The organism is Pseudomonas sp. 22526, from assembly GCF_052044735.1.
In the GTDB taxonomy this organism is placed as follows: Bacteria; Pseudomonadota; Gammaproteobacteria; order Pseudomonadales; family Pseudomonadaceae; genus Aquipseudomonas; species Aquipseudomonas piscium.
In genome coordinates this window covers 25,789-49,333 of the sequence record NZ_JBQENK010000029.1, presented here as the reverse complement: position 1 = coordinate 49,333, position 23,545 = coordinate 25,789, and the positions used below count along the sequence as shown (strand labels likewise).

Here is a 23,545-nt window from a genome sequence, read left to right as displayed (position 1 = left end):
CACGTACCACAGGGCGTCCGCGAGCCCTCAACTGAGTCTAGGCCAGCCCACTGCGCTGCCTGCCACCCCATCCGTCGGTCTTCGACTCAAGCCTTCCGGGCCGATGTTCCCCAGGGGCGCCCTGCCCCCCACAAATCAAGCTCTTAGGCTCGCCGCGGGCGACCTACGGGCAGAATCGAATCCAACCAGGCTCGTCAATTAACGGACGAATGGCGCGCAGCCAAGTACACAAGCAATGAAAGCGTCAATTTATCGACGAGGCCAGCAGCGCCATGAATCGCCAGCTCAACGTCAATCCCCCGCACAAGCGACTGCCTGTGCCGGACAAAAAAGTCTCGGCAACCTGGCAAACCGGCTGGGTGGACAAAAAACCAATGATCTTCGAGGTGCAGATGTCGTCCCCCTCAGGGGCACCTCATTTGCCGTTGGGCCAGACGCGACCAGCCCCGGATCTCTCCGGCTCCGGGGCTGTAGAACGCAGCAGGCAAATGGCCAGGCGGCCCCGTTACTCCTGGTCCTCGATCCCAACGCCCATGGCCTGGCCGGCGCTACCGGGGCTCAGCCAGGCATTCACATTCTCGACGCTTTCTACCGGTGGTTTGCCCGCCCAGCGATTGAGGGTGAAGACATTGCTGAGGAACTCGTATTGGGTCTTGAGCAGGTCGCGCCGGGCGCGGAACTCGTTGCGTACGCTGGTCAGTACATCCACGGCATTGACCATGCCATAGCTCAGCCCCTTCTCCGCCGCCACCCTGGACAGCTGCGCCGAGGCCAGCGCCGAACGGCTGGCGTCGATCTTTTCGCCGTTCGAATTGGCGGTCAGGTAGGCGCTGGTGATCTCCTTGACCACCCGCCGCCGGATCGCTTCCAGCTCCTGCTCGGCGACCAGCTGGTCCTGGTAGAGCCCACGGACCCGCGCCGAGGTCGAACCGCCGCTGTACAGCGGCACCTGGACGCCGATGCCGGCGACATAGCTGTCGGTGCGTGGCGCCAGGGTATTGTTGTAGCCCTCGTTGGTCTGCTGCGCGCTGAGGTTCAGGCTCACCGTCGGGTAATGCCCGCCCTTGCCGCTGCGCAACGCTGCGTTCGCGGCTTCGGCGCCGCTCTCGCTGGCCTTGAGCGTCGGGTTCAGCTCCATGCCCTCGCGCACCCAGGACTCCAGGCTCTGCGCCGAAACCCGCAGCTGCGCGTCATTGCGAATCCGGTTGAGCTTCTCCTTGACCGGCCGCCCGACCAGCTCCGCCAGCGCCTCGCGACTGATGCTGGCCTGGTTGCGGGCATCCAGTTCCTGGGCCGCGAGCAGGTCCACCCGGGCCTTGAGGTCGAGCTGGTCGGTAATCATCGCCAGCTGCTTTTCGTACAACGCATTGACCCGGTCCAGGCTCTTTTGCGTGGTTCGGCGTTCCGCCCGCACCAGCTCCAGCTCATCCTCGGCCGCCAGGGCAGTGAAGTAGCGCCGCGCCAGCTCCACCGTGGCCTCGGCCTGGGCGTCCAGCGCTTGCGACTCGGACTGCTTGGCCAGGCTCTTGAACTTCTGGTAGTTCTCCCACGCGGCCTTGTTGTAGAGGTACTGGCGCAGCACCAGACTGTAGCTTTCGCTATCGAAGCTGCGCTCTTGTATCAGGTCGTTTTCCTGGTGGATCCGGTTCGTCCCGGCATTCAGCGACAGTTGCGGCAACAGCGCCCCCAGCGCCTCGCGTTGATGCTCCTTGCCCGCCTGCGCTTGCGCATAGGAGGCCAGGACCTGTGGATCCTCCAGCCGCGCCTCGCGATACAGCTGCATGAGGTCGGTGGAATAGGTCGAGGCATTGACCCCGGTTGGCGTTACCGCAGCGGTTTGCGCCAAGGCGGCCCCCGCTGCCAGCATGAATGCACTCCCTAGCAGAACTGACGACTCTCCCACGGTCACTCCTCGATCATTGATTGAGACATCACATCCCGGGCCGGCTGCATCAGGTACTGCAACAGCGTGCGCTGCCCGGTGATGATCAACACGTCCGCCGGCATCCCCGGCAGCAACTTGCGTTCACCCAAGGTGCGCGCACCGTTCTCGGTGACCCGGACCCGCGCCAGGTAATAGGCGGTCCCGGTCTTTTCGTTGGTCAGCCGGTCGCCCGAGACGCTGCTGACCTCGCCTTCGATCACCGGCGTGGTCGAGCTCTTGAACGCGCCGAAACGGATATCGGCGCGCTTGCCGATGCCGATGCGGTCGATGTCCACCGGCGCCACCTGGGCCTCTATGACCAGTTCGGAAACCGACGGCACTATGTCCAGCAGGGGCGTCGCCGAACGCACGACGCCGCCGATGGTGTGTACCGTCATGCCAATCACCATGCCCGCGTCGGGGGCGCGGATGACGATGCGGCTGAGGCGGTCTTCCAGGGCCGAGTTCTTCTCTTGCAGGTCGTAGATCTTGGTCTGCACCTCGGCCAGCTGCTTGGCCACGTCGGAATTGAAATCCTTGTCGACCTGGAGGATCTGCAGCTGGGTTTCGTTGATCTGCAGGCGGGTCTTGTCGATGGTGGAACGGTGATCGGCCACCTCCGACCTGAGCATCCCCAGCTTGCGGTCCTGCTCCAGCAGGCGTTGCTTGTCGACGAACCCTTCCTTGAGCAGCTCGGACAATTCGCCGATTTCACCGCTGTAGGATTTCTCCAGGCGCACCTTGACCGCGATCATCGACTCCAGGCCCTTGATCTGCTGGTGCAATTGGCCGATGCGCTCGCGCAGCACCGAGATCTGGCCCAGCCGCGAGCCGCGCCGAGCGTTGAATACCTGGGTCTCGCCCTGGCGCGCTTCCTCTCCTCGCACACTGGCGGATTCGGGCATCTGCCCAAAGTCGATCGTCGGCAACCCGTCGCGTTCGGCAATCAGCCTCGACTCCATGGCCCTGGCCGCGACCAGCAGGCCTTGGGTCGCCTCGTATTCGGAGCGCAGCTGGGCATCGTCCAGGATGATCAGCGGATCATCCCGCTTGACGATGTCGCCATCGTGGGCCAACACCGATTTGACGATGCCGCCTTCAAGGTGCTGGACCGTCTTGCGATAAGTCTGCACTGTGACCACTCCCGGCGCGTACGCGGCACCGTCCAGGGGCGCGAGCGCCGCCCAGGTGCCGAACAGGCCGAAGGTCACGCCGACAATGCCCATCCCCAGGCGGTGGGCCTTGCGATCGGACACCGGCAGGTCGGAGAAGCTCTCGATTTGACGATCAGGCATAGGATTCACCGCCATCGTCCTTGCGGGCATCGATCGACGCCACATTGGTAGCCACCGGTACGGGCCCGGCGTGTTTCGGGACCGGCGGTTGCTGCCCGCTGAGTTCGGCCAGCACTTCCTCGCGCGGTCCATAGAGCGCGACAACCCCGGCTTTCATCACCAGCAGCCGGTCGAGTTGCGACACGATATTGGTGCGGTGGGTAATCACGAACAGGGTCGCGCCGGTGTGCTTGATCTGCTGGATGGCCGCCGCCAGGGCGCGATCGCCGACTTCGTCGAGATTGGAATTGGGCTCGTCGAGAATGATCAACCGCGGGTTGCCGTACAGCGCGCGGGCCAGCCCGATGCGCTGGCGCTGCCCCGCCGAGAGCATGACGCCCTCGCTGCCGATGACGGTGTCGTAGCCGTCGGGCAACAGCAGAATCATTTCGTGGACGCCAGCGGTCCTGGCGGCCTGGATGACTTTCGCCGAATCGATCTCGGCGAAGCGGGCAATGTTCTCGCCGACGCTGCCCTCGAACAATTCAATGTCCTGGGGCAAGTAACCGATATGCGGGCCAAGCTCTTGCTTGTCCCAGGTGCTGATGTCCGCGCCATCCAGCCGGACCACCCCATGCTGCGGCGGCCAGACGCCGATCAGCGCCCTGGCCAGGGTCGACTTGCCCGAGGCGCTCGGACCTATGATGCCCACCACGCAACCGGCCGGTACGCTGAAGCTGATGTTCTTGAGGATCGGGGTGTTCGAGCCAGGTGCCGCGACAATCAGGTTCTCGACCTGCACGTTGCCCTCAGGCGCGGGCAACGACAGACGCTCGGGTTGCGCCAGTTGTTTGCCGAGGATGTCGTTCAGGCGGTTGTACTGCGAACGGGCCGCGATAAAGCCCTTCCAGCTGCCGATCATCAGGTCGATCGGGGCCAGCGCCCGCCCCAGCAGCACGGCCCCAGCGAACACCAGGCCGGCCCCCACCTGATGGTCCACCGCCAGGTACGCCCCCAGGCCCAGCACCAGGGATTGCACCAGCAGGCGGAAAGTCCGCGACAGCGTCGTGACCAGGCCTCCCCGGTCGCTCGCCAGGGATTGCAGCAGCAGCACGCTTCTCTGCCGACGGCCCCAACGATCCATCAGGGTTTCCAGCATGCCCATGGACTCTATGACTTCGGCGTTGCGCAGGTTCTTGGTGGTATAGAGGCTCGCGCCGATATGCTCCTTGTTGGCCTGGGCCAGCACCGGCGCCGTCAGCTTCTCATTGACGAAGGCGAGCACTATCAACAACAGGGCACTGCCCGTCGCGACCCAGCCGAACCAGGGGTGGAACAGGAACATCACCGCGATATAGATCGGCAACCAGGGCGCGTCGAAAAAGGCGAACAGGCCGCTGCTGGAGAGAAACTGTCGCAACCCCGTCAAATCGTTGAGCGACTGGGCCGAAGCATCCATGCCGCCACTGTCCAAAGCCCGTTTGAAACTGGCCTTGTAGACCTGGCGACTGAGCAGCACATCCAGCCGGGTACTGACCCGCACCATGATGCGTGAGCGAATCCATTCGAGGGAGCCGAGGGTGATCACCAGCATGGTCATGATCAGCGTCAGCATGGCCAGGGTGGTGAGACTGCCGCTGGTCATCACCCGCCCATACACCTGGAGCATGTAGAAGGTCGGGACAAGCATCAGCGCGTTGATGAAGAAACTGAAAAAGCCGACAAAAACAAAGCTGTCTCTGCAGACCTTCAACGCACTTTTCAGACTGTTTTCAGGTGGGCTTTGCATTGAAACCTCTGCTCGAAAGGCCAGCCTTTGTGGAGCTTAGATCATGCCGAACAGCTGCGTGCGGCCATTGGCCGATTCGCCTCGGGCAGCCGCCATCGCGCCGGTAACGGCCCGGCGCGCGAGCGCGCGCAAGAGCCTCGCGACCTAGCGACCTGATGGCTCTAGCACGGGCTTTTTGCGCCATCATTGGCGAGTGGGAGGTGGCTGGAGCAGAAGCGCCGCAGGATGCCGGGACAGGTTTTCCTGGCACGCGACAAGTTCGTCGCGCACCCCGCTTCGCCCGGGAGAATCCGATTGTCGGTAGCGACAGGTGCAGTGCACGCAGCGCCTGGGTATCCCGATTAGTCTAGTTACTGGATTGGCCGGCCGGCCTTGCGATGACCAGCGGTGCGCTTGCAGTGGGTATCGGGTGTGCTGGAGGGCTAGCTTTTGTGCGCACGCGGCTGATTTCGATCGGAGGGTTGTGGGCCAGAGATTGCTTATCTGCCCCATCCAAGAAGCCGCTCTATCGGCAATTTGGTGATGGCAAAGCCTGCCAGCAGCAACATCGAATAGAGGATCAACTGTCGAGAGATTGGCGTGCCTTCGTACCAGGCGCCGATAAGGACGGCAAATACCGGGAAGATGATGAACACGAACGACAGAATTACCGGGCTCAAGCGTTTGAGCAGGAAAAAATAGACAATGAAGCCGCCCACGGAAGCCACCAGACCGAGATAGGTCAATGCCAGCCAGGAACGCTGCGTCACGCTGGCAAGGTCGGGATGTTCCAGCGCCAAGCCAGTCATAAACAGTCCCAGCCCGGCAATGCCGATCGGCAGCGTATTGAATGTGATAACCCCTATCTCGGCTCCTCTCTGCTTGGTAATGACATAGCAGAGGGCGTGCATCACAGCCGCAATCAGGATAGCGATCACTCCAAAAAGCTCCGAGTAATCGAGATGCAGTCCCTGTGTCTTGATAATCATGAACAGGCTGCCGAAGCCAATGGCTATGCCGACAACTTGCGAAAAAAATATCTTTTCTCTCAGGAAGATGGACGAGAAGATCAGGATGAAGACCGGCATGCTGCTGAACAGAAGTGCCGTCAGCCCGGAAGCGACATACTGCTCGCCGTAGTTCAGCAGGTAATACGGCACGCTGAAGTAGCACAGGGTGACGAAGATGAAAAACCCGAAGTTCTTGCGGGGGAAAAATATCGATTCGCGCCGTATCAACGCAAACCCCAGGAACAGCGGAAAGGCGATCAAAAAACGCAAACCTGCAGATGTCAGTGGTGGCACGCTTTCCACCGCTATCTTGATGCCAAGCCATGTAGTCCCCCAACTGAGACAGACCACCAGAAAGAGCAATGTGGTCACCAAGCCCGCCATCCATCTCCCTGCTGCAGGCTGATCCTGCACTTCCATGCTGATTGACATGTTTTTATTCGGCTCTTAAGGTAAATTCTTTAAGATTGATCCGATTCATTTATAAGAATGATCTTATCAACTCAATATATTGATTCAATATCAGGTTAATTTGAGGGAAATATGTCTGTCAAACCCGTTATTGACACCGATTCAATCTTCAAGAATGCCCTGCAAGATGGTCCAGGGCCTAAGTACATGCGACTTGCTCAGGGCATAGAGCAGGCCATCAATAACGGCGCTATCGGACAAGGCCTCAAACTTCCGCCACATCGCATCCTTGCCGATAAGATTGGCGTTACTGCCGGAACAGTCAGTCGCGCCTATTCAGAATTGGAGCGCATGGGACTGGTCATGGCGCGGGTGGGTGACGGCACCTTCGTTCGTGCACGCGAGCAGGAACGCCCTCGCGATGCCGGCTTTCGCAATTTCATCGAGGCACCGGATGAATGCCACGATATGAGTCGCAACATGCATATCCCCGGTATGGAAGCCACGCTACTGGCGCGCACGATGGCGGAGCTGTCGGGAGATGTAGAACGACTGCAGGAATTGATGCTCTACACGCCAGACATGGGTATTCAGCGCCACCGACAAGCGGGTGCCCAATGGCTGGCGCATGGCGACTTCAGGCCATCGCCCGAGCAGATCCTCTGCGTGAATGGCAGCCAGCACGGTCTACTGACCGTCCTCATTGCGATGCTGCGTGCTGGAGACACTCTGGTCACAGAACACCTCACCTACCCGGGCCTCATCAGCGTCACTCGATTTCTGGGTATCAAGGTCCTGGGTATAGAAATGGATGAGGAAGGGTTGGTCCCTGCATCGCTTGCTGAGATTTGCGGCATCAATCGAGTCTCCGCGTTGTACTGCACGCCGACGATACAGAATCCGACTACCGCGATTCTCAGCCCTGAGCGCCGTAAGGAAATTGCGCAGATATGCCGCGAGCACAATGTGCTGATCATCGAAGATGAAACCCATGGCGTGCTGATGCAGGACAGGCCAATGCCAATCGGCATGTACGCACCTGAGCGTGGGATCATCATCAGCAGCTTGAGCAAAGGAGTAGCCGCGGGGCTTCGCACAGGCTATGTCCATGTACCGCAGGCACTGGTAGGGCGCCACGCCGCTGCGATCCGCAACAGCTGCTGGATGGCTTCGCCACTGCCCCATGAGATCGCCTGCCTCTGGATTGAAGATGGCACTGCACACTCACTGCTGCATCAGCAGATAGCGGAAATAGAGCGCCGTAAGCGGACGGTGGAAAAGCTGTTGCAAGGACTGACCTACAGAACCCATCAATACAGCCCACATTTCTGGATCGAGGTACCTGCTCCCTGGCGCGCATCGGAAATCGAGCACTCGCTACGCCAGCGCAATCACCTGATCTCGATCGCCGATGCATTCAGCATCGGTAAAGGCACAGTTCCACAATTCGTCCGCGCGAGCGTCAGTAACGCCTCTGGCGGTGATCAGGCCCTCCATGATGGGTTCGCGATGCTCGCCCAGGTGCTGCGCCACGGAGTCACTCAAGAGTCGCCAATGCTCCTATAGGGTGATGCCTGGTTCCAACCGGGCGATCAACGTGACGAGACAAATACCTGCTGGTGATGAACATAGGCAGAACCTCCCCGCTCCCCTCTCTCCCATCAGGCTTTCGAGCAAGCAGGCGGTGCCCAGTCCCCCATGTCGGGATTGCTGCACACGTCGTTGACCATGGTCTGGCCACGAGCAGCGACTTTCTGGCCTTCCGCGCGCTTGGCCGAGGCTTGCTGCAAGGTGCGCTCAGTGGTGACGGCTTCTTTGGGCACATTCGTCTTCGTCGCCGGCTTGGCGCTAGCCTTCTTGCTGGTCGACGCCTTCTTGTCGGTGGCGGCTGGAGGCTTCACGGCGGCCACCTGGGCGACGTCCTGGCGTTGCACGCCGACCGTCTGCAGGTCTTTCTCATAGGCCTGGGTGTAGACATCGATGCTCTCGCCGGCACGCCCATCCGCGGCGGCCATCAGCGCGTTGGTTTCCTTCAGGCCGCTGACGATCTCGGCCAACCGCAGGCGCCCTTCGCTGTCGCTGATCTTCTTCGCCTTGCGCGCATTGAGCAACGAGGTGAATTCACGCTGGTAGCAGTTCTGCGCGGTACTGGTGTAGCTGATGCTGCGGTCGATTTCGCCGGTACTGTGGTCGATGTCGCTGGCGTAGGAAGCAATGCGCGCACGGTCGTCGCTGATCTGTTTCTGGCGTTCGGTGTAGTAGCCGGTCGCCCCGCCGACCAGGGCCCCGGCGGCAGCGCCTATCAGGGCATTGCGGCCGGCATCGCCGCTATTGCCGACGAAGGCCCCGGCCAGGCCGCCGAGCAGGCCACCAGTAATGGCGCCGGTGGCCACCGACTTGGTCATCGACTTGTCGGAACTGCGCAGCTGGCTGACCGGCTCATAGCATTGCGGGTAGTACTCGACCTTGGTCTGGGCCGCGACCTTCGAGCTTGGAGACCCGAAACTCGCGCAGCCGCCCAGCAGTAGCGCGCAGCAGATCGCGGTAGGTAACGGCAGGATACGAGCCGAAATGGAAGCGCAGTTCTTGAGTGAAATATCCATGGTCGTGTCTCTCCTTTTTTGTGGGTCAATTCCGTTTCGGCTGCTGCGCAGAGCGGGCTCCGTCCGACGTGACCAACCTCAGCTGCCGCTACATCCAGCCTAGCTGGTCTGCGCTGCCGCCGACGGCCATTCGGCAGCCTGTTCAGGGCGCAAGCAGCTCCTTCAGGATCGTCTCCGGGTCTGCCCGGCGCTGCTGGCGAAACTGCCCCACATGCCTGACGAAAACCGTGGCACGGGCTACCAGGCTTTTTCCCAGCACCGGTTTGTGATTGAGCTCTTCCCGGGTCCGCTGGAACTGCGTCTGGATCACCTCGTCGGTGTAGCGCGTTCCGGTCGCCAGGTTGTCGATGTAGATCGCCAGGGCGCCATCGAGCGCACTGCGCCCATTGGCGATGGCCGTTTCATAGAGCTTGGCGGTGGCTTCGTCCTGGGCGGCCCGCGCTTGATCGCGGTCCTTCTTCAGGTTGGTCAGGCGAATGTTGTAGTTGTTGACGGTCTCGGCCACCAGGGCCGCCGACTGGATCAGGTTGCCCGCGGCCTCCTCGCGCTGCCGGGCGATCAGCGACACATTGCGCTTGAGCTCTTCGTTCACCCGCGCCAGGCGGGCCTGCAGGTTCGGGTCGGTGCTGCTGGCGATAAGACTGTCCAGTAGTTGGGTCGGATCTTCGGCAGCGTTGATTTCATCGGTCAGGCCTGCCAGGCGGCCCTCCTTCTGCCACTGCTCGAACAGCTCCTCGTAGCGTGAGCGCGGTGCCGACAACGCGCCCAGGGCCACCCGGAAACCGGTGGTGGCGTTGCGCTGTTCGCTGCCGTCGGCGGCGAACAGCGGGTACTCCCGACGCATGCCGGTGAACAGCGTCAGCTCGCCCTCCAGGTAGTTGCCGCCCTTGACCACGAAGCCGCCGTAACTGCCCTGGCGGCGACCGGCGTGGACCAGCTGGAAGGACTCCTGGACCATCTCCGCGGCATTGCCGATCACATCGAACAGTCCCAAGGGATTGGGGTTTTTCAGCCCGACCGGCAACAGCCGCGCGCCCTGCCCGGTGCCCCCGGCGACCTGGCTGAACACCGCCCAGTCCCCTAGCGGGCCATCGCTGTCGCTGCCTTGCACCTTGCGCGGGAACAACCGCGCCTCCAACGCCTGGCGGCTGACCGCCTGGCCACCGCGGGCGGCGAATTCCCACTCCACTTCGGTCGGCAGGCGGACGAAGCCCATCCCGCCGTCCTCGGCCGCTTTGCCGCGGCCGCTGACCGGCAAGCGGTCGCGGTGGTACTTGAGCAGCCAGGCGCTGTACACCGCGGCAAAGCGCTCAGCCTCCAGGCGTGACAGCTTGACCTTGGGCAGGCGCGCAGCCATGTCGCTCATGGGGGCGCAGGCCGGGGCCTCGCCCTGCCCCGCCAATGCCGCCTCCTGGGCCATGACCAGGGCGTATTGGCGTTCGGTGACCTCGTATTTGCCGACGAAATAGAACATCGGCTTGAGCAGGCTGTCGGCCCCGCTCTTGGGCAGGGCTGGGGCGATTCGAGCTTGCCAGTCGGCCGGCAGGTCGTCGAGGACGAACTGACCGTTGATGTAGTCGCGCCGGTAACCGGAGATAAAGGACTGCCGGTAGCCCGGATCCTCGTCGCTGAAGGGATAGCCGAGATTGACCTCACGGTCGTCCAGGCTGCCCTTGGCGAGGACATAGACGTAGCGGAACACCAACTCGCCTTCGCAGGGCAGCGGCAGGCTGAGGTCATCGGGCAGCGGTTTCGGGTTATCCGCGGGGGCAGCACTCTCCGCCTGCACGGTGCCGGCCAGCGCCAGCATGACTAGAGCCTTCAGCCAGATTAGAGCCCTCAGCCAGACCAGAACCCTCAGCCAGTTAGACATCGCGCAGTCCTTCCGATGCTTCGATCCGCGCCACGCGCCAGCCACCGGAGGCCGCCGCCAGCAGGCAGCAGAGCAGCGTCAGCAGCAGCGCCAGCAGGTAGTGGCTCGGCAGCAGCCGGCAGGCGTACTCCCCCGCCGCCGCTGCAAACAGCCGGTTCAACCCGGTTTCGGCGATGCCGTACAAGCCCCAGGCCAGCAGCAGGCCGAACACCCCGGTGTACAGCGCCTGCAGCACGACGAAGGCGACCAGGGCGCCTGTCGAAAAGCCCAGCAGGCGCAACACCGACAAGGCCCTGCGCTTGCGCTCGACGGCGGCCAGGGCGCTGGCGGTCATCGCCGCGAAGGCCCCGGCCAGCGCCAGACTGGCTATGATCCAGAACACCAGGGTCAGGTTGCGGCTGAGGGAGCGCACCTGGGCGATGGCGTCGGCCTGGGTCGCGACCTCCAGCCCGTGCTCGGCGAAATACCGGCGCAGGCGCTCCACGCCGTCCAGGTCCGCGGCGTAAAGACGAAACCCCGGATACACCCGCGCCGTGTTCGCTTGTGGCTCATGCCCGGGCCACGCCAGGCCGTCGCGGTAGTCTTCGGCGGCTTCCAGCAGGGCCAGGGGCGCGAACAGCGCATCGCGCTGGAAGGCCGCGAGCGGCAAGACCCCCTGCACCCGCAGGCGGGTGCGCTGGTATTCCTGTCGCCCGGCTACCTGACGGCCGAACGCGGCGCTCAACACGTCTCCGCCCTGGACCCCGAGTTTCTCCGCCGCCCGCTGGCTGAGCAGTACCTGGTCCGGTGCCTGGAGCAGCAGCGTGGGCGCCACCAGCGGGTCGCCCGCGGCGGTGGGGATCATCTCCACCGTCAGCGCCTGGCCGGCCGAGTCCGGGTAGAGGTCAGCGGTCGCGGCGATCTGTCGGGTACGGGGCACGACGAAGGCCACTTCGGGACGAGCAGACAGTTCGGCGATGGCCTGGGCGCTGAAGCGCCCGCCGCCCATGGGCACGACTTCGCGCACGGTGGGGTCGCGCTCCAGGCGTTCGGTCAGGGTGGTGACCAGGCCGAACTTGAGGCCGAACAACACCAGCAAGGGCGCGAGCACGGCGACCAGAGCCAGGACCGCGCACGCCGACAGGCGCACCTCGGCGCGGTAGTCGTGCCAGGCCAGCAAGGCCATCAGGGTAAGGCGCATCAGCCACCTCCCGCCAGCGTCGCGGTGACCCCGCCATCCGCGCCGCGCTGCACCTGCAAGGGATGCAGCTGCAACCCGGCGCGCCGGGCCAGCGCCTCGTCATGGGTGGCGACCAGGATGCACACGCCGCGCTCCTCGGCCTGAGCCACCAGCAGTTGCATGACCCGTTCGGCGTTCAGCGGGTCCAGCGAGGCGGTGGGCTCGTCCGCCAGCACTATGCTCGGCCCATGGGCCAGGGCCCGGGCGATGCTGACCCGCTGGCGCTGGCCCACCGACAGTGCTGCCGGCAGCTTGTGCAGTTGGTCGGCGATTTCCAGCTGCTCGGCCAGGCGCCTGACCGTGGCATCGGCCGGCAGGCCGAGCAGCGAGCGCGACAAGCCGATGTTGCGCTGCACGTCGAGAAAACCCAGCAACCCGCCCGTCTGCAGCACATAGCCCATGACCCGGCTGCGCAGCCCGGCCAGCACATCCTGGCGGCCGCTGCGCCAGAGCCCGGCGACATCCAGCACAGGGTGGTCGACGCTGCATTCGAAGACCCCGCCCGGGTCCGGCGACAGCACCAGGGCCAGCAGGTCCAGCAGGGTGCTCTTGCCGCTGCCGCTGGAGCCCACCAGGGCCAGGCGCTGGCCCGGCCGCAGGTCGAGCTGGGGCACCACCAGGCTGTAGCGCTGTGGCCCCTCGCCGCGGGTCTTGCGGATATCCCTGAGCTTGAGCATCAGGGCAGCGTCGCCAGGGGCACGCGATACAGCGCATCGCCCGGCTGGGCCTCGCCGAAGCGGACCCAGTTGGCCATGTCGTTGTGGAAGGTTTCGTACAGGCGGATCTTCGACTCCAGCTCGTCGATGAAGTCCTGCTGCTCGGCCACGCTCAGGGACAGCCAGAGGTCCTGGGTCATGGTCAGCGATTTGCTGCGATACGGCAGGCCCTCCAGGTACTCGCCGAGGATGCCGCCTTCGACCAGGTTGCCGCCCTGCTTCAACCGCGTCGGATCGCGGCTCATGTGGGCGCTGGCGCTGGCGATTTCCTGGAAGAAATCCTTGGGCGAGGTCTGGGTCCGGCGGGCCGCATCGACGATCAGTTTCAGCGACTGCTGCAGGTCGTTGAGCTGCAGCTTGGTCAGCAGCACGCAGACCTGGAAGGCCGGCAGCGAGGGGTTGGTCAGGTCGTGGTCGGAAGTCCAGGCGGTGATCAGCTGCGGTGCGCGGACGGCTGACCGGCGGCCGAGAAAGTCCATCTGCATGGCGTAGCCGATGGCCGTGGCCTTGCTCGCGACGCTCGGCGCCCCCTGTGGCGGCGCCAGGCTGGGCACCTGGTTGTTGCGCGCCTGATGCACCTGTTCGGCGAATACCGAGCCGATCTCGGTGACGGTGTCGCCGAAGCGACCGACATCGCCGCCAGCCACCGGAATGTAGAGGTCGCCGATCTGCGGGTTGGCGTCGGCGGTCAGGCTGCGGTACTGCTGCTCGGCGAAGTCATGGTTTTTCCGCCCGGCCTCGGTGCGCAAGTGCAGCGCATAGATCTTGATCCGTTTGCTGAGGGCTGCCTCGCGTACCTCGGCTTCGTTCATCTGGGTGCGCCCCAGCGGATCGTTCTTGCGCAGGGCACCGGCGTCGGTGACCAGCAGGATCAGCCGCCCGGCATAGGGGCTCCAGTCCATGCCCTCGACCGCCTCCATCACACCGGCGAAGGCATCCTCATTGAAGGCGTGGCTGGACACATTGGTGGCCTTGACCTGGCCCGCCAGCTCGAGGAAGCGCTGTGGATCGCGGCCCTCCTCCAGGCTCACCAGGGGTCGCGCCACATATTCCAGGCCCGGGGTCTTCTCGACATTGCTGCGAAACCCCACCAGGCCGAAGCTGACGCTGTCCAGGTCGCCACGGCTGGCGATCTGCTGGTGCAACGCCTGCACCACCTTGCGCACCCGGTCGATGTAGGGCTGCATCGACACCGAGGTATCGACCACCAGCACTATCGCCGTGCGGAAGGCATCGCTGCTGGCTTTGCCCGCCCCCTCGGCCTTGCCCGGGGCCGTGTCGCCGGGGTCGATGGAGGCCACGTTGAGCAGTTGCACCGGCTGGCCGTTGGCATCGAAGCTCTCCCGGGCCTCGAAAATCGGCAGCAGGTAGAACTGGTCCTGGGGAATGGCGCTGGCCGCAGGCTCCAGCGCGACGATCTGCGGGTCCACGCTGCCTTGGTTCTGGGCCTTGAGCAGTGCGCTACGGGCCTGGGCCGTGTCTGCCAGAAACCGCTCGAGGGTGCTTGCTTCGCGCAGGAACATGACCGGCGAACGACCGGAGCGCTCGGTGAACTTCAGCACCAGGCTCTGCTTCCAGTCGCTGACCTGCTCGGCCGGCAACCAGCCATCGCGCTGGCCATCGCTGGCGGCGCCGACCTCCAGCCAGCTGCCGCCCGCCACCGCCTTGCGCTGATAGACATACAGCACCGAGAACGCCGGCAGCGCCGCACCGCTGGCCGCCGCCCCGGGCTGGCCGGACAGGTGCGCGCCGGGCTTGCTCAGCACCCGTTGGAACAGGGTTTTCTTGCCCGGCATCAGCAGCGGACGGTCGCCGCCATCGGCGTTGGTCGCCAGCGGCGGTTGCGCTGCGCTGGCCGTCTTGGCGGGCGAGTCCTGCACCACGCCAGCCGGCGTTTTTTTGGCCTCGACCTGGCCGCCTTGCGGTTCCGCCGGCGGTGCCGAGCGCAGCCACCAGTAGCCCCCGCCAGCCAGGGCCAGTGCGCCGGCCACCGCCACACCGAGCAGCGCCAACGACGGCCTGCGCGACCCGGCCGGCGACTTGGCGTCGAGGCTTGCGGCCGGTGCGGGCCTGGCCGTGGCGGCCGGCTCGGGCTCGGGCTCCGGCGCGGCGAGCGGCGGCATGTCGAGGGAAACCGGCGTCAGCCCGCCCAGGTCGGTCGCCCCGGATTGGCCGGCCGCCGCAGCAGGCGGCAACGGCAGCGGGCGGATCTGCGTCGCCTCGGTATCGGCCGGCCCGGCGGGCGGCAGATGGTCCAGCGCGGCGATCAGGGCATCGGCATCGGCAAAGCGCTCGGCCGGGTCCTTGGCCAGCAGCTTGCGCAGAATACCCTGGTAACGGCCGTGGGCCATGGGCAGTTCGGGCAGCGGCTCGGTCAAGTGGGCCAGGGCCGTGGACAGCGAGTCGCTGCCGGTATAGGGCAGCTTGCCGGTGAGTATCTCGTAGAACACCACCCCCAGGGCGTAGAGGTCGGCGCGGCCGTCGATCTGCTGGCCGCGGGCCTGTTCCGGACTCATGTAGCTGGGTGTGCCCACGGCAAAACCGGCCTGGGTGAACTGGGTGCGGTCCTCCAGGGACTTGGCGATGCCGAAGTCCGAGAGCACCGCCGAACCGTTGGCGCGAAACAGGATATTGGCCGGCTTGACGTCCCGGTGCACCAGCCCCTGGGCATGGGCATAGCCCAGGGCCAGGGCAATCTGGCGCAGGTAGACCAGGCCCTGCTCCGCGCTGAGGCCCTCGGCAATCCGCTCCTTCAGGGTGCCGTTCGGCAGGTACTCCATGGCCATGTAATAGAAGTGGCCGACATTGCCGATGTCGTAGATGGTCACTGTGTGCGGGTGGGAGAGCCGCGCCAGGGTCTTGCCCTCGCGCAGGAAGCGCTCGCAGAAGCTGCGGTCGGCGGCCAGCGCGGCGGCCATGACCTTGAGCGCCACCTTGCGCTCCAGCGAGCGCTGGGTCGCCAGGTAGACGGTGGCCATGGCGCCCTCGCCCAGCTCACGCTCGATCCCATAGCCCGGAATGTCCATGTCCAGACTCGAGCGTTCTTCAGTCGATGCGTTCTCAGTGGGCATTGACGACTACCGCCGTGATGTTGTCGGGAGCGCCCCGGGTCAGCCCCAGGTGCACCAGGCTGCGGACCACCTCATAGGGGCTCGCGTTGCCCAGCACCTCGCGCAGTTCATGGTCCTCGACGGTCTTGGTCAGCCCGTCGCTGCACAGCAGGAAGCTGTCGCCGGGACGCACCTCCAGGTCCACGGCCGAGAGTTCCAGCCAGTCCTGGGTGCCCACGGCGCGGGTGACGATGTTGGCCATGGGGTGCTCGCGCGCCTCGTCCTCGCTGAGCAGCCTGCTGTCCAGCAACTCCTGGACATAACTGTGGTCGTGGCTGATGACCTCCAGCTGGCCCTCGCGCAGGCGATACAGGCGGCTGTCGCCGGCCCACAGGCAGGTGGCGTTGGCGCCGCGGGCGGCCAGCAGCACCAGGGTGCTGCCCATGATGCCGACCCCGCGCTGTGCGGTTTCCTGGCGAACCGCCGCGTTGGCCTGCTCCAGCCCCGCCCGCAACGCCTGGACATAGGCCGGCAAGGAGGGCTCGGGCGGGATGGCGCGCAGCGTATCGACGATCAGGCTGCTGACGAAATCGCCCGCCGCATACCCGCCCATGCCATCGGCCACCACCCAGAGGCCGGCTTGCACGGCATCCAGACAGGCGTCCTCGTTGACCTGACGCACCATGCCGACATGGCTGTGGCTGGCGGATTCGTAACGCGTTACGGCTGACGACATGCCCTGGCTCCCGAAATGGTCCTGCTTCCCAAAATCAGCTCCAAAAATCAGCTCCCGAAATCGAACTGCAGGGTGTGCGCAAGCGACGCGCAGCCGCCCTCGCCCAGCAGAAAACCGCTGAAATCCTGCGCCGCCGGCAACCCCTGGCAACGCAGCAGGCCAGCGGCGACCCGTCCGGAGCCCTTGCCCCACCAGAGGCTCGCGCCCTCGCAGGCGTGCTGCATCAGCACCGCCCCCCGCGCCGCCGCCGTAGTGGCGACAAAGCGCATCTGTCCCTCCTGCGCCTGCCTGCACAGCGCCGGCGCGCTACACACCGGACTGCCGAGGGCCGGCACCGCGGCCTCGAAGGCCTCGACGTCGGCCTCAGGCTCCAGGGTCGAAAGCAACAGGACCTCGGCGGCTTCGAACCAGTCATCCGGGCCGGCCACCAGCGCGCCCAGATCGGTGTCGGCCTCCAGCAGCAGCGCTATGGTCAGCGGGAAGTAGCGCCCGACCCGGTCGACACTGGGCATCATCACCCCCACCGCCGCCTCACTACCGAGCAGGCCCGGCGCCACGGCAAAGCGCCACAGCGGGCTGACCAGGTAGGCATCCAGCCAACCCGGCCCCAGCTGCGCCTGGCTGGTGGCCATGCCGGCGGAAAGCCAGGCATCCCAGCGCTCGATAAAGGTCGGCGACAGGCCGCGGTGGATGAAATCCCCGCGGCCGGCCAGCTTGCCGTAGAAACCCGGGCTGCTCACAAGCGCTCCGGCAAGCTGAAGCCGGACACCAGCCGGCCCTTGAACGGGTTGAACGCACTGCTGGCGCGCAGTTCGCAGGAGATGCTCGCCGTGTCGACGCGCATGCGCAGGGTGAAGCGGTCCGGGGCGTTGCCCTGGGTCAGGTCGGACTGTTCCAGCAAGCGAAACCAGGCCCAGGGCCCCTCCAGGGTCAACCCCGAACGGCCGGTGCTGGTAGGCGGCGTAACGGACAGGCGCACCACCCCCAGGCTGTTGGGGCTGGGCCATTGCATCGCCATCGGCCGGCTGGGGCCATGGTCGTAGCTGAGCTGCTGGCCGTCCAGGTCGAGCAGGAACTGGCTGATGGAGGCGTCCATGGCCACGGGCTTGAGTTCGAAGCGCACCGTCGGCTGGGTGCCTCCAGAGCGGAAGTAGGCATCGCGAATGGCCGCGGCGCGTTGGAAGGTTTGCAGCACGCCCGGGCCTATGCCGAGCTTTTCCGCGGCCCCCGGCTGCCAGCGCCAGTTGCTGGTCGAGGTGTTGACGTAGGGCTGCAGGTACTTGCGAAAGTAGTTGTCCATCACCCCGCCCACGCCGAAGAAGTTGCCGAAGTCCTCCAGGGTGGCCTCCCGCGAACTGGAGTTGACCAGGGGGTAACGGCCGGCCAGGGACTGGCGGTAGACATTCACCACCTCGCTGACCCAGGCCGCGTTCAGCTGGGTGCGGATGCTGCCCATCATGCTGCCGGTGGTGGCGCTGACCACCGAGTTGACCAGCTTCTGTACCAGTGGCGGCTGGCGTTCGGCGCCAAGCTTGACCCGCGATGCCGTGGCCACCGCCTGGTTCTTCGCCTCGCCGAGCAAGGCCTCGCCGCTGGCGCCGCTCATGGCGCTGGCCTGCACATAGAGCTCATTGAGCTGGGCCAGCAGATCGTCGATCGGCGCTGGCCCATCCCCTTGGGTGGCCACCAGGCTATTGAGCTCGGCGAAGCGCGCGGTGATGGGGTCGACCTGAGAAGTTGCCGACGAATCTTCCTCGGCCGTTTGGCCGACCAGCGAGCCGAGCTGCTGCTTGAGTTTGTCCACGGTGCCGTCGGCGGCCTTGAGCTTCTCGGCCAGCAGGCGATCCTCTTGTTGCAGGTTGGTTTCCCTGGCCACCGCATCGAGCAGTTTCTTCAGTGGCGAGTTGGGCCCGGAGAGCACCCGCAGCACATCGGCGGCCTGGGCGATGCTGTTGATCGCGACGAAGTCGAGATCGCCGAGCAGGGTTTCCCATTGGTTGAGGAAATCCTGGAAGTACAGGGCACGCACCTCCAGGGCCAGGCTGGCGACATCCTGGTTGTCGTTCAGTGGCCGGCCGAGTACCCATTGTTCCTCGGCCAGGGCGCCGGACTGGCTGAGGCTGGCGACCATGAACGCCTGACGGTAGCCGCGGTAGGTATAGAAACCGGACAACGGATCGTTCAGCGGCTTGCCGCTCTTGCGCGTGAACACCAGGGCGGCATCGCGCCCGGCCGCTTCGCTGAGGCGGAAATCCGCGATGCCCTCGGGCAGTTTCTGGCGTTTCACCCGGTTGTAGACCCGCTGCGCCACGGACATCTGCTGCAACTGCCGACGCAGGTCGGCCAGCAGTGCTTCATCCAGCCTCGCCGGTGGCGGCTTGTGGGCGAACAGCGCATTGAGATGCTCCGCCAGGGCCAGCCGCTGTTCCGGGGCCAGGTCGCGCGGCAGGCTGTGGTCCCAGTCGAGGTTGATCCAGGTCTTGATGGCATCGGCGTCATAGTGCTCGGCGCTGGCCAGCATCAGGTAGGCCTTGAGGCCTTCGTAGAGAAACTCGGTGTTGCCGCCGCTGCGCAGCTGTTCCTCGATACGTGTCAGCAGACGCGGCGCCAGCACCGCGATCAACAGCTTGCGGTACACACTGGCGGCTTCGGCGCCGAGCATGTCGCCCTGGTACAGGCCAAAGCCTTCGGCCCAGGACAGCGGATAGTCGGCGACATGGCGGATGGCGTTGAGCAGTGGCAGCACGGCGAGTACCTCGCGCTGCGCCGGACTGAGGGATTCGACCTGCCCCTTGAGTGGCGCCAGGCGAGAGTCCACCTCGGCGATATAGGCCTGGTTGGCGCGGTAGCTGGCGACCCAGACGGCCGTCACCGCAAGCAATACCACGGCACTGGCGGCCAGTACCCCACGGGTGATCCAGCGCTGCCGGCGCTCGACCTTGGGGTTGCTACCGACCAGGCCACGCTCGCCGAAGGCGACATCGCGGAACAAGCGGGTGATGAAGTAACTGCGACCTGTGCCGGTCTGGCGCGCCAGGTGCTGGCGATCCAGGTTCATGCTTTGCGCCATGCTGCCGATCAGGCGGTCGATGGGGCTGCCTTCCTGGGTGCCGCTGGTGAAGTAAAGCCCGCGCAACAGCGCACGCTCTTCATAGGGATTGGGCTTGAACACCCCCTCGAGGAAGGACGACAGGTTGTACCGCAACGCCGCGAACTGCTGGATGAAGCCGTAGATCAGATCGCGTCGGCTGGGGTCGCGCTCCTGTTGCAGGCGCTCCACCAAACGTTCGGTAAGACGCGCCTCGAGGGCGGTGAACTCCTCGTCGAAACGGGCCAGCGGGCCCTGGGGACTCTTGCCATCGTCCAGGGCGAAGGTGACGCCCCAGACCTGGGCCCGCTCTTCCTTGCTCAGCGCGTCGAAGAACTCCATGAACCCCGGCACCAGGTCGAACTTGGTGAGCATCACGTAGATCGGGAAACGCACGCCGAGCTGGCTGTACAACTCCTGCATCCGCGCGCGGATGGCCCGGGCATGGGCGCTGCGCTCGGCCTCGCTGCCCAACAGCAGGTCGGACAGGCTGATGGCGACGAAGGCGCCATCGATCGGCCGGCGCTTGCGCTGGTTCTTCAACAGGTCGAGGAAGCCCAGCCAGGCCGCCTTGTCCACCGCCGCATGGCTGTCCTGGGTGGTGTAGCGCCCGGCGGTGTCCAGCAGCACTGCTTCGTCGGTGAACCACCAGTCGCAGTTGCGCGTACCGCCGACGCCGCGGATCGCCCCGCCGCCCATCTGTTCGGCCAGCGGAAAGTGCAGCCCGGAATTGACCAGCGCGGTGGTCTTGCCCGAGCCCGGCGGGCCGATGATCACGTACCAGGGCAGCTCGTACAGGGTGCGCCGCTCGTTACCGCCAAGCTTGCTGCGCTTGAGCAATTGCAGCGCTTCATCCATGCGTTGCTTGAGGGTCGCCAGCTCTTCGGCGGTGGCGACGCTGGCCGCATCCGGCGCCACCGCGGCCAGGCCCTGCATGACCTTGGCGGCGTTGCGCCGGGCCTGGACGATGCGCAATACGCGCATGCCGATCCAGGCCAGGAACAACAGGGCGATCAGCGCCCAGCGTACGGCCGCCGACGCCAAGGGTTCATGGCCGGCAACGACGATCAGCGGGCCGAGGAACCAGATCACCAGGCTCAGGGCAAGCAGGCCGAGCAGCGGCACCACCCAGCGCACCAGGAAATTGAAAAAGGTCTTCACTGGTTACCCTCCGCGAGTACCGTAATCTCCACGCGCCTGTTCTTGGCGCGCCCGGCGGGGCTGTCATTCGAGGCCACCGGCTCGGCGTCGCTGCGCCCTTCGGCGGTGAAGCGCTCGGGTTGCCCGCTGCGCGCGGCGAGGATCGCCATCACTTGCTGCGCCCGATCCTGCGACAGCTTCCAGTTCGAGGGGTAGCGCAAGGTGGCGATCGGTCGGTTATCGCTGTGTCCGGTGACCTGCACCGTGCCCTTGACCTGGCGCAGAGCATCGGCGACCCGTAGCAGCAAGGGCTGCAACTGTTCGGCAATGCTCGCGCTGCCCGAGGCGAACAACTCGTCGCCACGAATGGTCACCACCGAGCGGTCCAGCGCATCCTCCACGGCAACGCGCTGGGCCTTGATGTCCTCGGCGAGGAAGCGCGCCAGGCGTGGGCGTTCGATCAACCTGGGCTGCTGCGGCGGACGGTCGATGCTTTGCACCGGGATCTCGCCCAGGGCGTGGATATTGCGAAACACCGGCTCGGCGTCGGCCGCCAGCTTCAGGCGCAAGCCGAACAGCAGCAACAACAGCAGGGCCAGGCAGATGGCCACGCCGACCCAGGGCGGCAGGAACTGCGACAAGCGATCGCGCGCCACGCTGAGCCCCCGCCAATGCGGCGACAGCTCGCGCTCGAATTCGCCGCGCACGCTGCGAATGGTCGCGCTGGTGCGTTCGCGCAAGGCCTCCAGTTGGCTGCGGCCGTCATTCATCACCCGGTAGCGGCCCTCGAAGCCCAGGCAGATACAGAGGTACAGCAGCTCGAGAATGTGCAGGCGCTGCTGGGGGTTCTGCAGACAGTGTTCGAGCAGCTGGAAGACTTTTTCGCCGCCCCAGGCTTCGTTGTGCAGGGTGATCAGCAGGCTCTGCTTGCCCCAGTCGCTGGAACTGCCCCAGGGGGTGCTGAGCACCGCCTCGTCCAGCGCGGTACAGAGCACATATCGGCTGAGCATCACCTCGTCCTGGGCGACGCCGGCGGCGCGTGCCTGCTCCTCGAACTGGCGCAGGTAGGCCAGCAACTGGGCGCGCAGGCTGGCCGGTTGCGGGTGCGCCAGGGTGCTGCGCAGGCGGGTCAGCAACGCCAATATCGGGCCGGCCGCCCGCTCCAGCGGGTTGAGGCCCTGGGCCAGGCTGCTCGCCACCGGCGCGCCCGGCATCGCAATGTGCGGGTCGGCGGCGCTGGCGCCATCCTTCCTCGGGGCAGCGGCATCGACGGAGCGCCCGCCGGGCCGCGGCATGATCAGGGTATGGTCGTTGCCGCCCGGCGAGGCGCCGCCTGAAGTGCCGCCTATGCCAGAGCTGCCGAAGGGATCATCGATCGGGTGCATGGCGAACTATCCTCGGATGGCCCAGAAGGCCAGGTTCAGGCCCGGGAACTGGCCGGCAATGTGAAAGGCGAAACCACCTGAATGGGTCAACTGCTTCCAGTGCTCGCTGCCACGGTCCAGTTCGAAGTAGCTTGAACCGGCGTGATAGGGAATCTGCCGCGGAGCCACGGGCATGGACAGCAAGGCGATGCCTGGCAACTGCAGGTTGACCAGGTCGCGGATGTGTTCCACCGAGCCGATCTTGGCCTGCAGGGGGAAATGGGTGCGCAGGGTTTCGGCCGGCACGTCGGCCCGCACCACCAGGATGAAGCTGGCCATTTCCAGCAGGCTCTTGTCGGCCAGCATCGCCACATGCACGCCGTAGGACTTCTCGACGATGGGAATCGGCGTGGCGCGGGTATCTATGACCATCGACAAGGCTTGCCGCAGGTCATGCATCACCGGGGCGAAGCTGCTCGCCAGGTCGTCGTGGGCATAGGCCGGGTAATCGCTGGGGCGCCGCCCGGCGGCGGAAAAGGTGGCGAACTCCCCCGCCAGGCAGACCGCCTCGCGGTAGAAGTCCTGCGGATGCAAGGGGCTCAAGCGGGCAAGGTGGCTGAGCAAGGGCTCGGCGCGATTGACCAGTTGCAGCAGTAGAAAGTCGGCGATCTCCGAGGCGCCGCCGGCCCCCGAGGCCACCACCCTGCCTGCCAGGGCCTCGCCGCGCTGGTGCAACAACCCTTGCAACTCTTGGCGAAAGGCCGCCAGCACGTTGGAGGCGGCCACATCCAGCAGCGGCGGGATATAGTCCTCGTCGACTCGCACGGCGTTGTCCGCGCGTTTTTCCAGGACCCGGATCACACCGAGGCAGGCATATTCGCCGAGGCCGTCGCGCTCGGTCAGCAGGCGCAGGGCTTTGCCGCCGATCGCCAGTGACGCCCGGCTCTCGAAGGCAGCGTTGTCATCGCGCACTTCCCGCACCTGGCTGATATAGCGCGCACCGCCCGGTGCCTCGCCCTCCCCCACGGTGTCGCGGCTGCCGGCGCGCTTGAGCGGCAAGCCCAGAAAGACCTGCGCGTCGCGCAGGTTGTCGTTCACGTTCAGTGGCGGCGGCGGCAGATCGTCGCCGGGAATGTCGAAAGGCGTGCCATCGGGCAGCACCCCGCGCGCGCTGACAATCGCCACCTTGCCCTGGCCGAGCAGGGACTCGTCGATGCGCAGCTCGGAGAACCCCCAGCCCCCGGCGCTCAACGGGCGGCAACGGCCATCGATCAGGGCTTCCATGTAGCGATCATGCTGCTGGAGATGCTGCGGCCGCAGAAACATTCCTTCGGACCACACCACACGGTTATTCCAGGACATGGACGGC

At 65.3% G+C, this 23,545-nt stretch carries 15 protein-coding genes; 1 reads left to right on the top strand and 14 read right to left on the bottom strand.

What is annotated here, in order from left to right; genetic code table 11:
- Positions 1-505: 505 nt before the first annotated feature.
- The 4 genes from ACTJKT_RS29420 to ACTJKT_RS29405 form a co-directional block, all read right to left on the bottom strand.
- Positions 506-1,867 carry a TolC family outer membrane protein gene (locus ACTJKT_RS29420; RefSeq protein ID WP_440789968.1) on the bottom strand — a complete coding sequence of 454 codons (1,362 nt, stop codon included), beginning with the start codon at positions 1,865-1,867 and terminating at the stop codon, positions 506-508.
- Positions 1,868-1,905: 38 nt separating this feature from the next.
- On the bottom strand, positions 1,906-3,219 hold the full coding sequence (locus tag ACTJKT_RS29415) for an HlyD family type I secretion periplasmic adaptor subunit (protein WP_440789966.1): 1,314 nt from the start codon (positions 3,217-3,219) through the stop codon (positions 1,906-1,908).
- On the bottom strand, positions 3,212-4,987 hold the full coding sequence (locus ACTJKT_RS29410; RefSeq protein ID WP_440789964.1) for a type I secretion system permease/ATPase: 1,776 nt from the start codon (positions 4,985-4,987) through the stop codon (positions 3,212-3,214). The genes ACTJKT_RS29415 and ACTJKT_RS29410 overlap by 8 nt, the downstream gene beginning before the upstream one ends.
- 479 nt (positions 4,988-5,466) lie before the next feature.
- A complete protein-coding gene (locus ACTJKT_RS29405) occupies positions 5,467-6,360 on the bottom strand; it encodes a DMT family transporter (protein WP_440789980.1) in 894 nt (297 codons plus the stop codon).
- A gap of 159 nt (positions 6,361-6,519) precedes the next feature.
- On the opposite strand from ACTJKT_RS29405, the gene ACTJKT_RS29400 reads away from it, so the two are divergent.
- Positions 6,520-7,953 (top strand): PLP-dependent aminotransferase family protein, encoded by a 1,434-nt coding sequence (locus ACTJKT_RS29400; RefSeq protein WP_440789962.1) that lies wholly within the window; start codon positions 6,520-6,522, stop codon positions 7,951-7,953.
- A gap of 95 nt (positions 7,954-8,048) precedes the next feature.
- On the opposite strand, the gene tagQ is transcribed toward ACTJKT_RS29400, so the two are convergent.
- From tagQ to tssK, 10 genes are all read right to left on the bottom strand, one after another.
- Positions 8,049-8,990 carry a type VI secretion system-associated lipoprotein TagQ gene (gene tagQ, locus ACTJKT_RS29395; RefSeq protein ID WP_440789959.1) on the bottom strand — a complete coding sequence of 314 codons (942 nt, stop codon included), beginning with the start codon at positions 8,988-8,990 and terminating at the stop codon, positions 8,049-8,051.
- Between the two features lie 142 nt (positions 8,991-9,132).
- On the bottom strand, positions 9,133-10,800 hold the full coding sequence (locus tag ACTJKT_RS29390) for a formylglycine-generating enzyme family protein (RefSeq protein WP_440789957.1): 1,668 nt from the start codon (positions 10,798-10,800) through the stop codon (positions 9,133-9,135).
- Between the two features lie 55 nt (positions 10,801-10,855).
- Positions 10,856-12,043, bottom strand: a complete 1,188-nt coding sequence (locus ACTJKT_RS29385; RefSeq protein WP_440789955.1) for an ABC transporter permease — start codon at positions 12,041-12,043, stop codon at positions 10,856-10,858.
- Positions 12,043-12,759: an ABC transporter ATP-binding protein gene (locus tag ACTJKT_RS29380; RefSeq protein WP_440789953.1), complete on the bottom strand. Its 717-nt coding sequence runs from the start codon at positions 12,757-12,759 to the stop codon at positions 12,043-12,045. Before ACTJKT_RS29380 ends, ACTJKT_RS29385 begins: the two co-directional genes overlap by 1 nt.
- Positions 12,759-15,824, bottom strand: coding sequence for a serine/threonine-protein kinase (locus ACTJKT_RS29375; protein WP_440789978.1), 3,066 nt, complete (start codon positions 15,822-15,824; stop codon positions 12,759-12,761). The genes ACTJKT_RS29380 and ACTJKT_RS29375 overlap by 1 nt, the downstream gene beginning before the upstream one ends.
- Before the next feature lie 34 nt (positions 15,825-15,858).
- The gene (locus ACTJKT_RS29370) at positions 15,859-16,584 is read right to left on the bottom strand and encodes a PP2C family protein-serine/threonine phosphatase (protein WP_440789951.1); all 726 of its coding nucleotides are present in this window, start codon (positions 16,582-16,584) and stop codon (positions 15,859-15,861) included.
- A gap of 47 nt (positions 16,585-16,631) precedes the next feature.
- Positions 16,632-17,324, bottom strand: a complete 693-nt coding sequence (gene tagF, locus ACTJKT_RS29365) for a type VI secretion system-associated protein TagF (RefSeq protein WP_440789949.1) — start codon at positions 17,322-17,324, stop codon at positions 16,632-16,634.
- Positions 17,321-20,833 (bottom strand): type VI secretion system membrane subunit TssM, encoded by a 3,513-nt coding sequence (tssM, locus tag ACTJKT_RS29360; RefSeq protein ID WP_440789947.1) that lies wholly within the window; start codon positions 20,831-20,833, stop codon positions 17,321-17,323. Before tssM ends, tagF begins: the two co-directional genes overlap by 4 nt.
- A complete protein-coding gene (locus ACTJKT_RS29355; protein WP_440789945.1) occupies positions 20,830-22,197 on the bottom strand; it encodes a DotU family type VI secretion system protein in 1,368 nt (455 codons plus the stop codon). Before ACTJKT_RS29355 ends, tssM begins: the two co-directional genes overlap by 4 nt.
- Positions 22,198-22,203: 6 nt before the next feature.
- Positions 22,204-23,538: a type VI secretion system baseplate subunit TssK gene (gene tssK, locus ACTJKT_RS29350; protein WP_440789943.1), complete on the bottom strand. Its 1,335-nt coding sequence runs from the start codon at positions 23,536-23,538 to the stop codon at positions 22,204-22,206.
- Between the last annotated feature and the right edge of the window lie 7 nt (positions 23,539-23,545).

Bases quoted from the DNA above. Each gene is read 5' to 3' on its own strand.
- ACTJKT_RS29420 (WP_440789968.1), bottom strand. From the start codon at position 1,867: ATGCTGGCAGCGGGGGCCGCCTTGGCGCAAACCGCTGCGGTAACGCCA.
- ACTJKT_RS29415 (WP_440789966.1), bottom strand. From the start codon at position 3,219: ATGCCTGATCGTCAAATCGAGAGCTTCTCCGACCTGCCGGTGTCCGAT.
- ACTJKT_RS29410 (WP_440789964.1), bottom strand. From the start codon at position 4,987: ATGCAAAGCCCACCTGAAAACAGTCTGAAAAGTGCGTTGAAGGTCTGC.
- ACTJKT_RS29405 (WP_440789980.1), bottom strand. From the start codon at position 6,360: ATGGCGGGCTTGGTGACCACATTGCTCTTTCTGGTGGTCTGTCTCAGT.
- ACTJKT_RS29400 (WP_440789962.1), top strand. From the start codon at position 6,520: ATGTCTGTCAAACCCGTTATTGACACCGATTCAATCTTCAAGAATGCC.
- tagQ (WP_440789959.1), bottom strand. From the start codon at position 8,990: ATGGATATTTCACTCAAGAACTGCGCTTCCATTTCGGCTCGTATCCTG.
- ACTJKT_RS29390 (WP_440789957.1), bottom strand. From the start codon at position 10,800: ATGCTGGCGCTGGCCGGCACCGTGCAGGCGGAGAGTGCTGCCCCCGCG.
- ACTJKT_RS29385 (WP_440789955.1), bottom strand. From the start codon at position 12,043: ATGCGCCTTACCCTGATGGCCTTGCTGGCCTGGCACGACTACCGCGCC.
- ACTJKT_RS29380 (WP_440789953.1), bottom strand. From the start codon at position 12,759: ATGCTCAAGCTCAGGGATATCCGCAAGACCCGCGGCGAGGGGCCACAG.
- ACTJKT_RS29375 (WP_440789978.1), bottom strand. From the start codon at position 15,824: ATGGACATTCCGGGCTATGGGATCGAGCGTGAGCTGGGCGAGGGCGCC.
- ACTJKT_RS29370 (WP_440789951.1), bottom strand. From the start codon at position 16,584: ATGTCGTCAGCCGTAACGCGTTACGAATCCGCCAGCCACAGCCATGTC.
- ACTJKT_RS29355 (WP_440789945.1), bottom strand. From the start codon at position 22,197: ATGCACCCGATCGATGATCCCTTCGGCAGCTCTGGCATAGGCGGCACT.
- tssK (WP_440789943.1), bottom strand. From the start codon at position 23,538: ATGTCCTGGAATAACCGTGTGGTGTGGTCCGAAGGAATGTTTCTGCGG.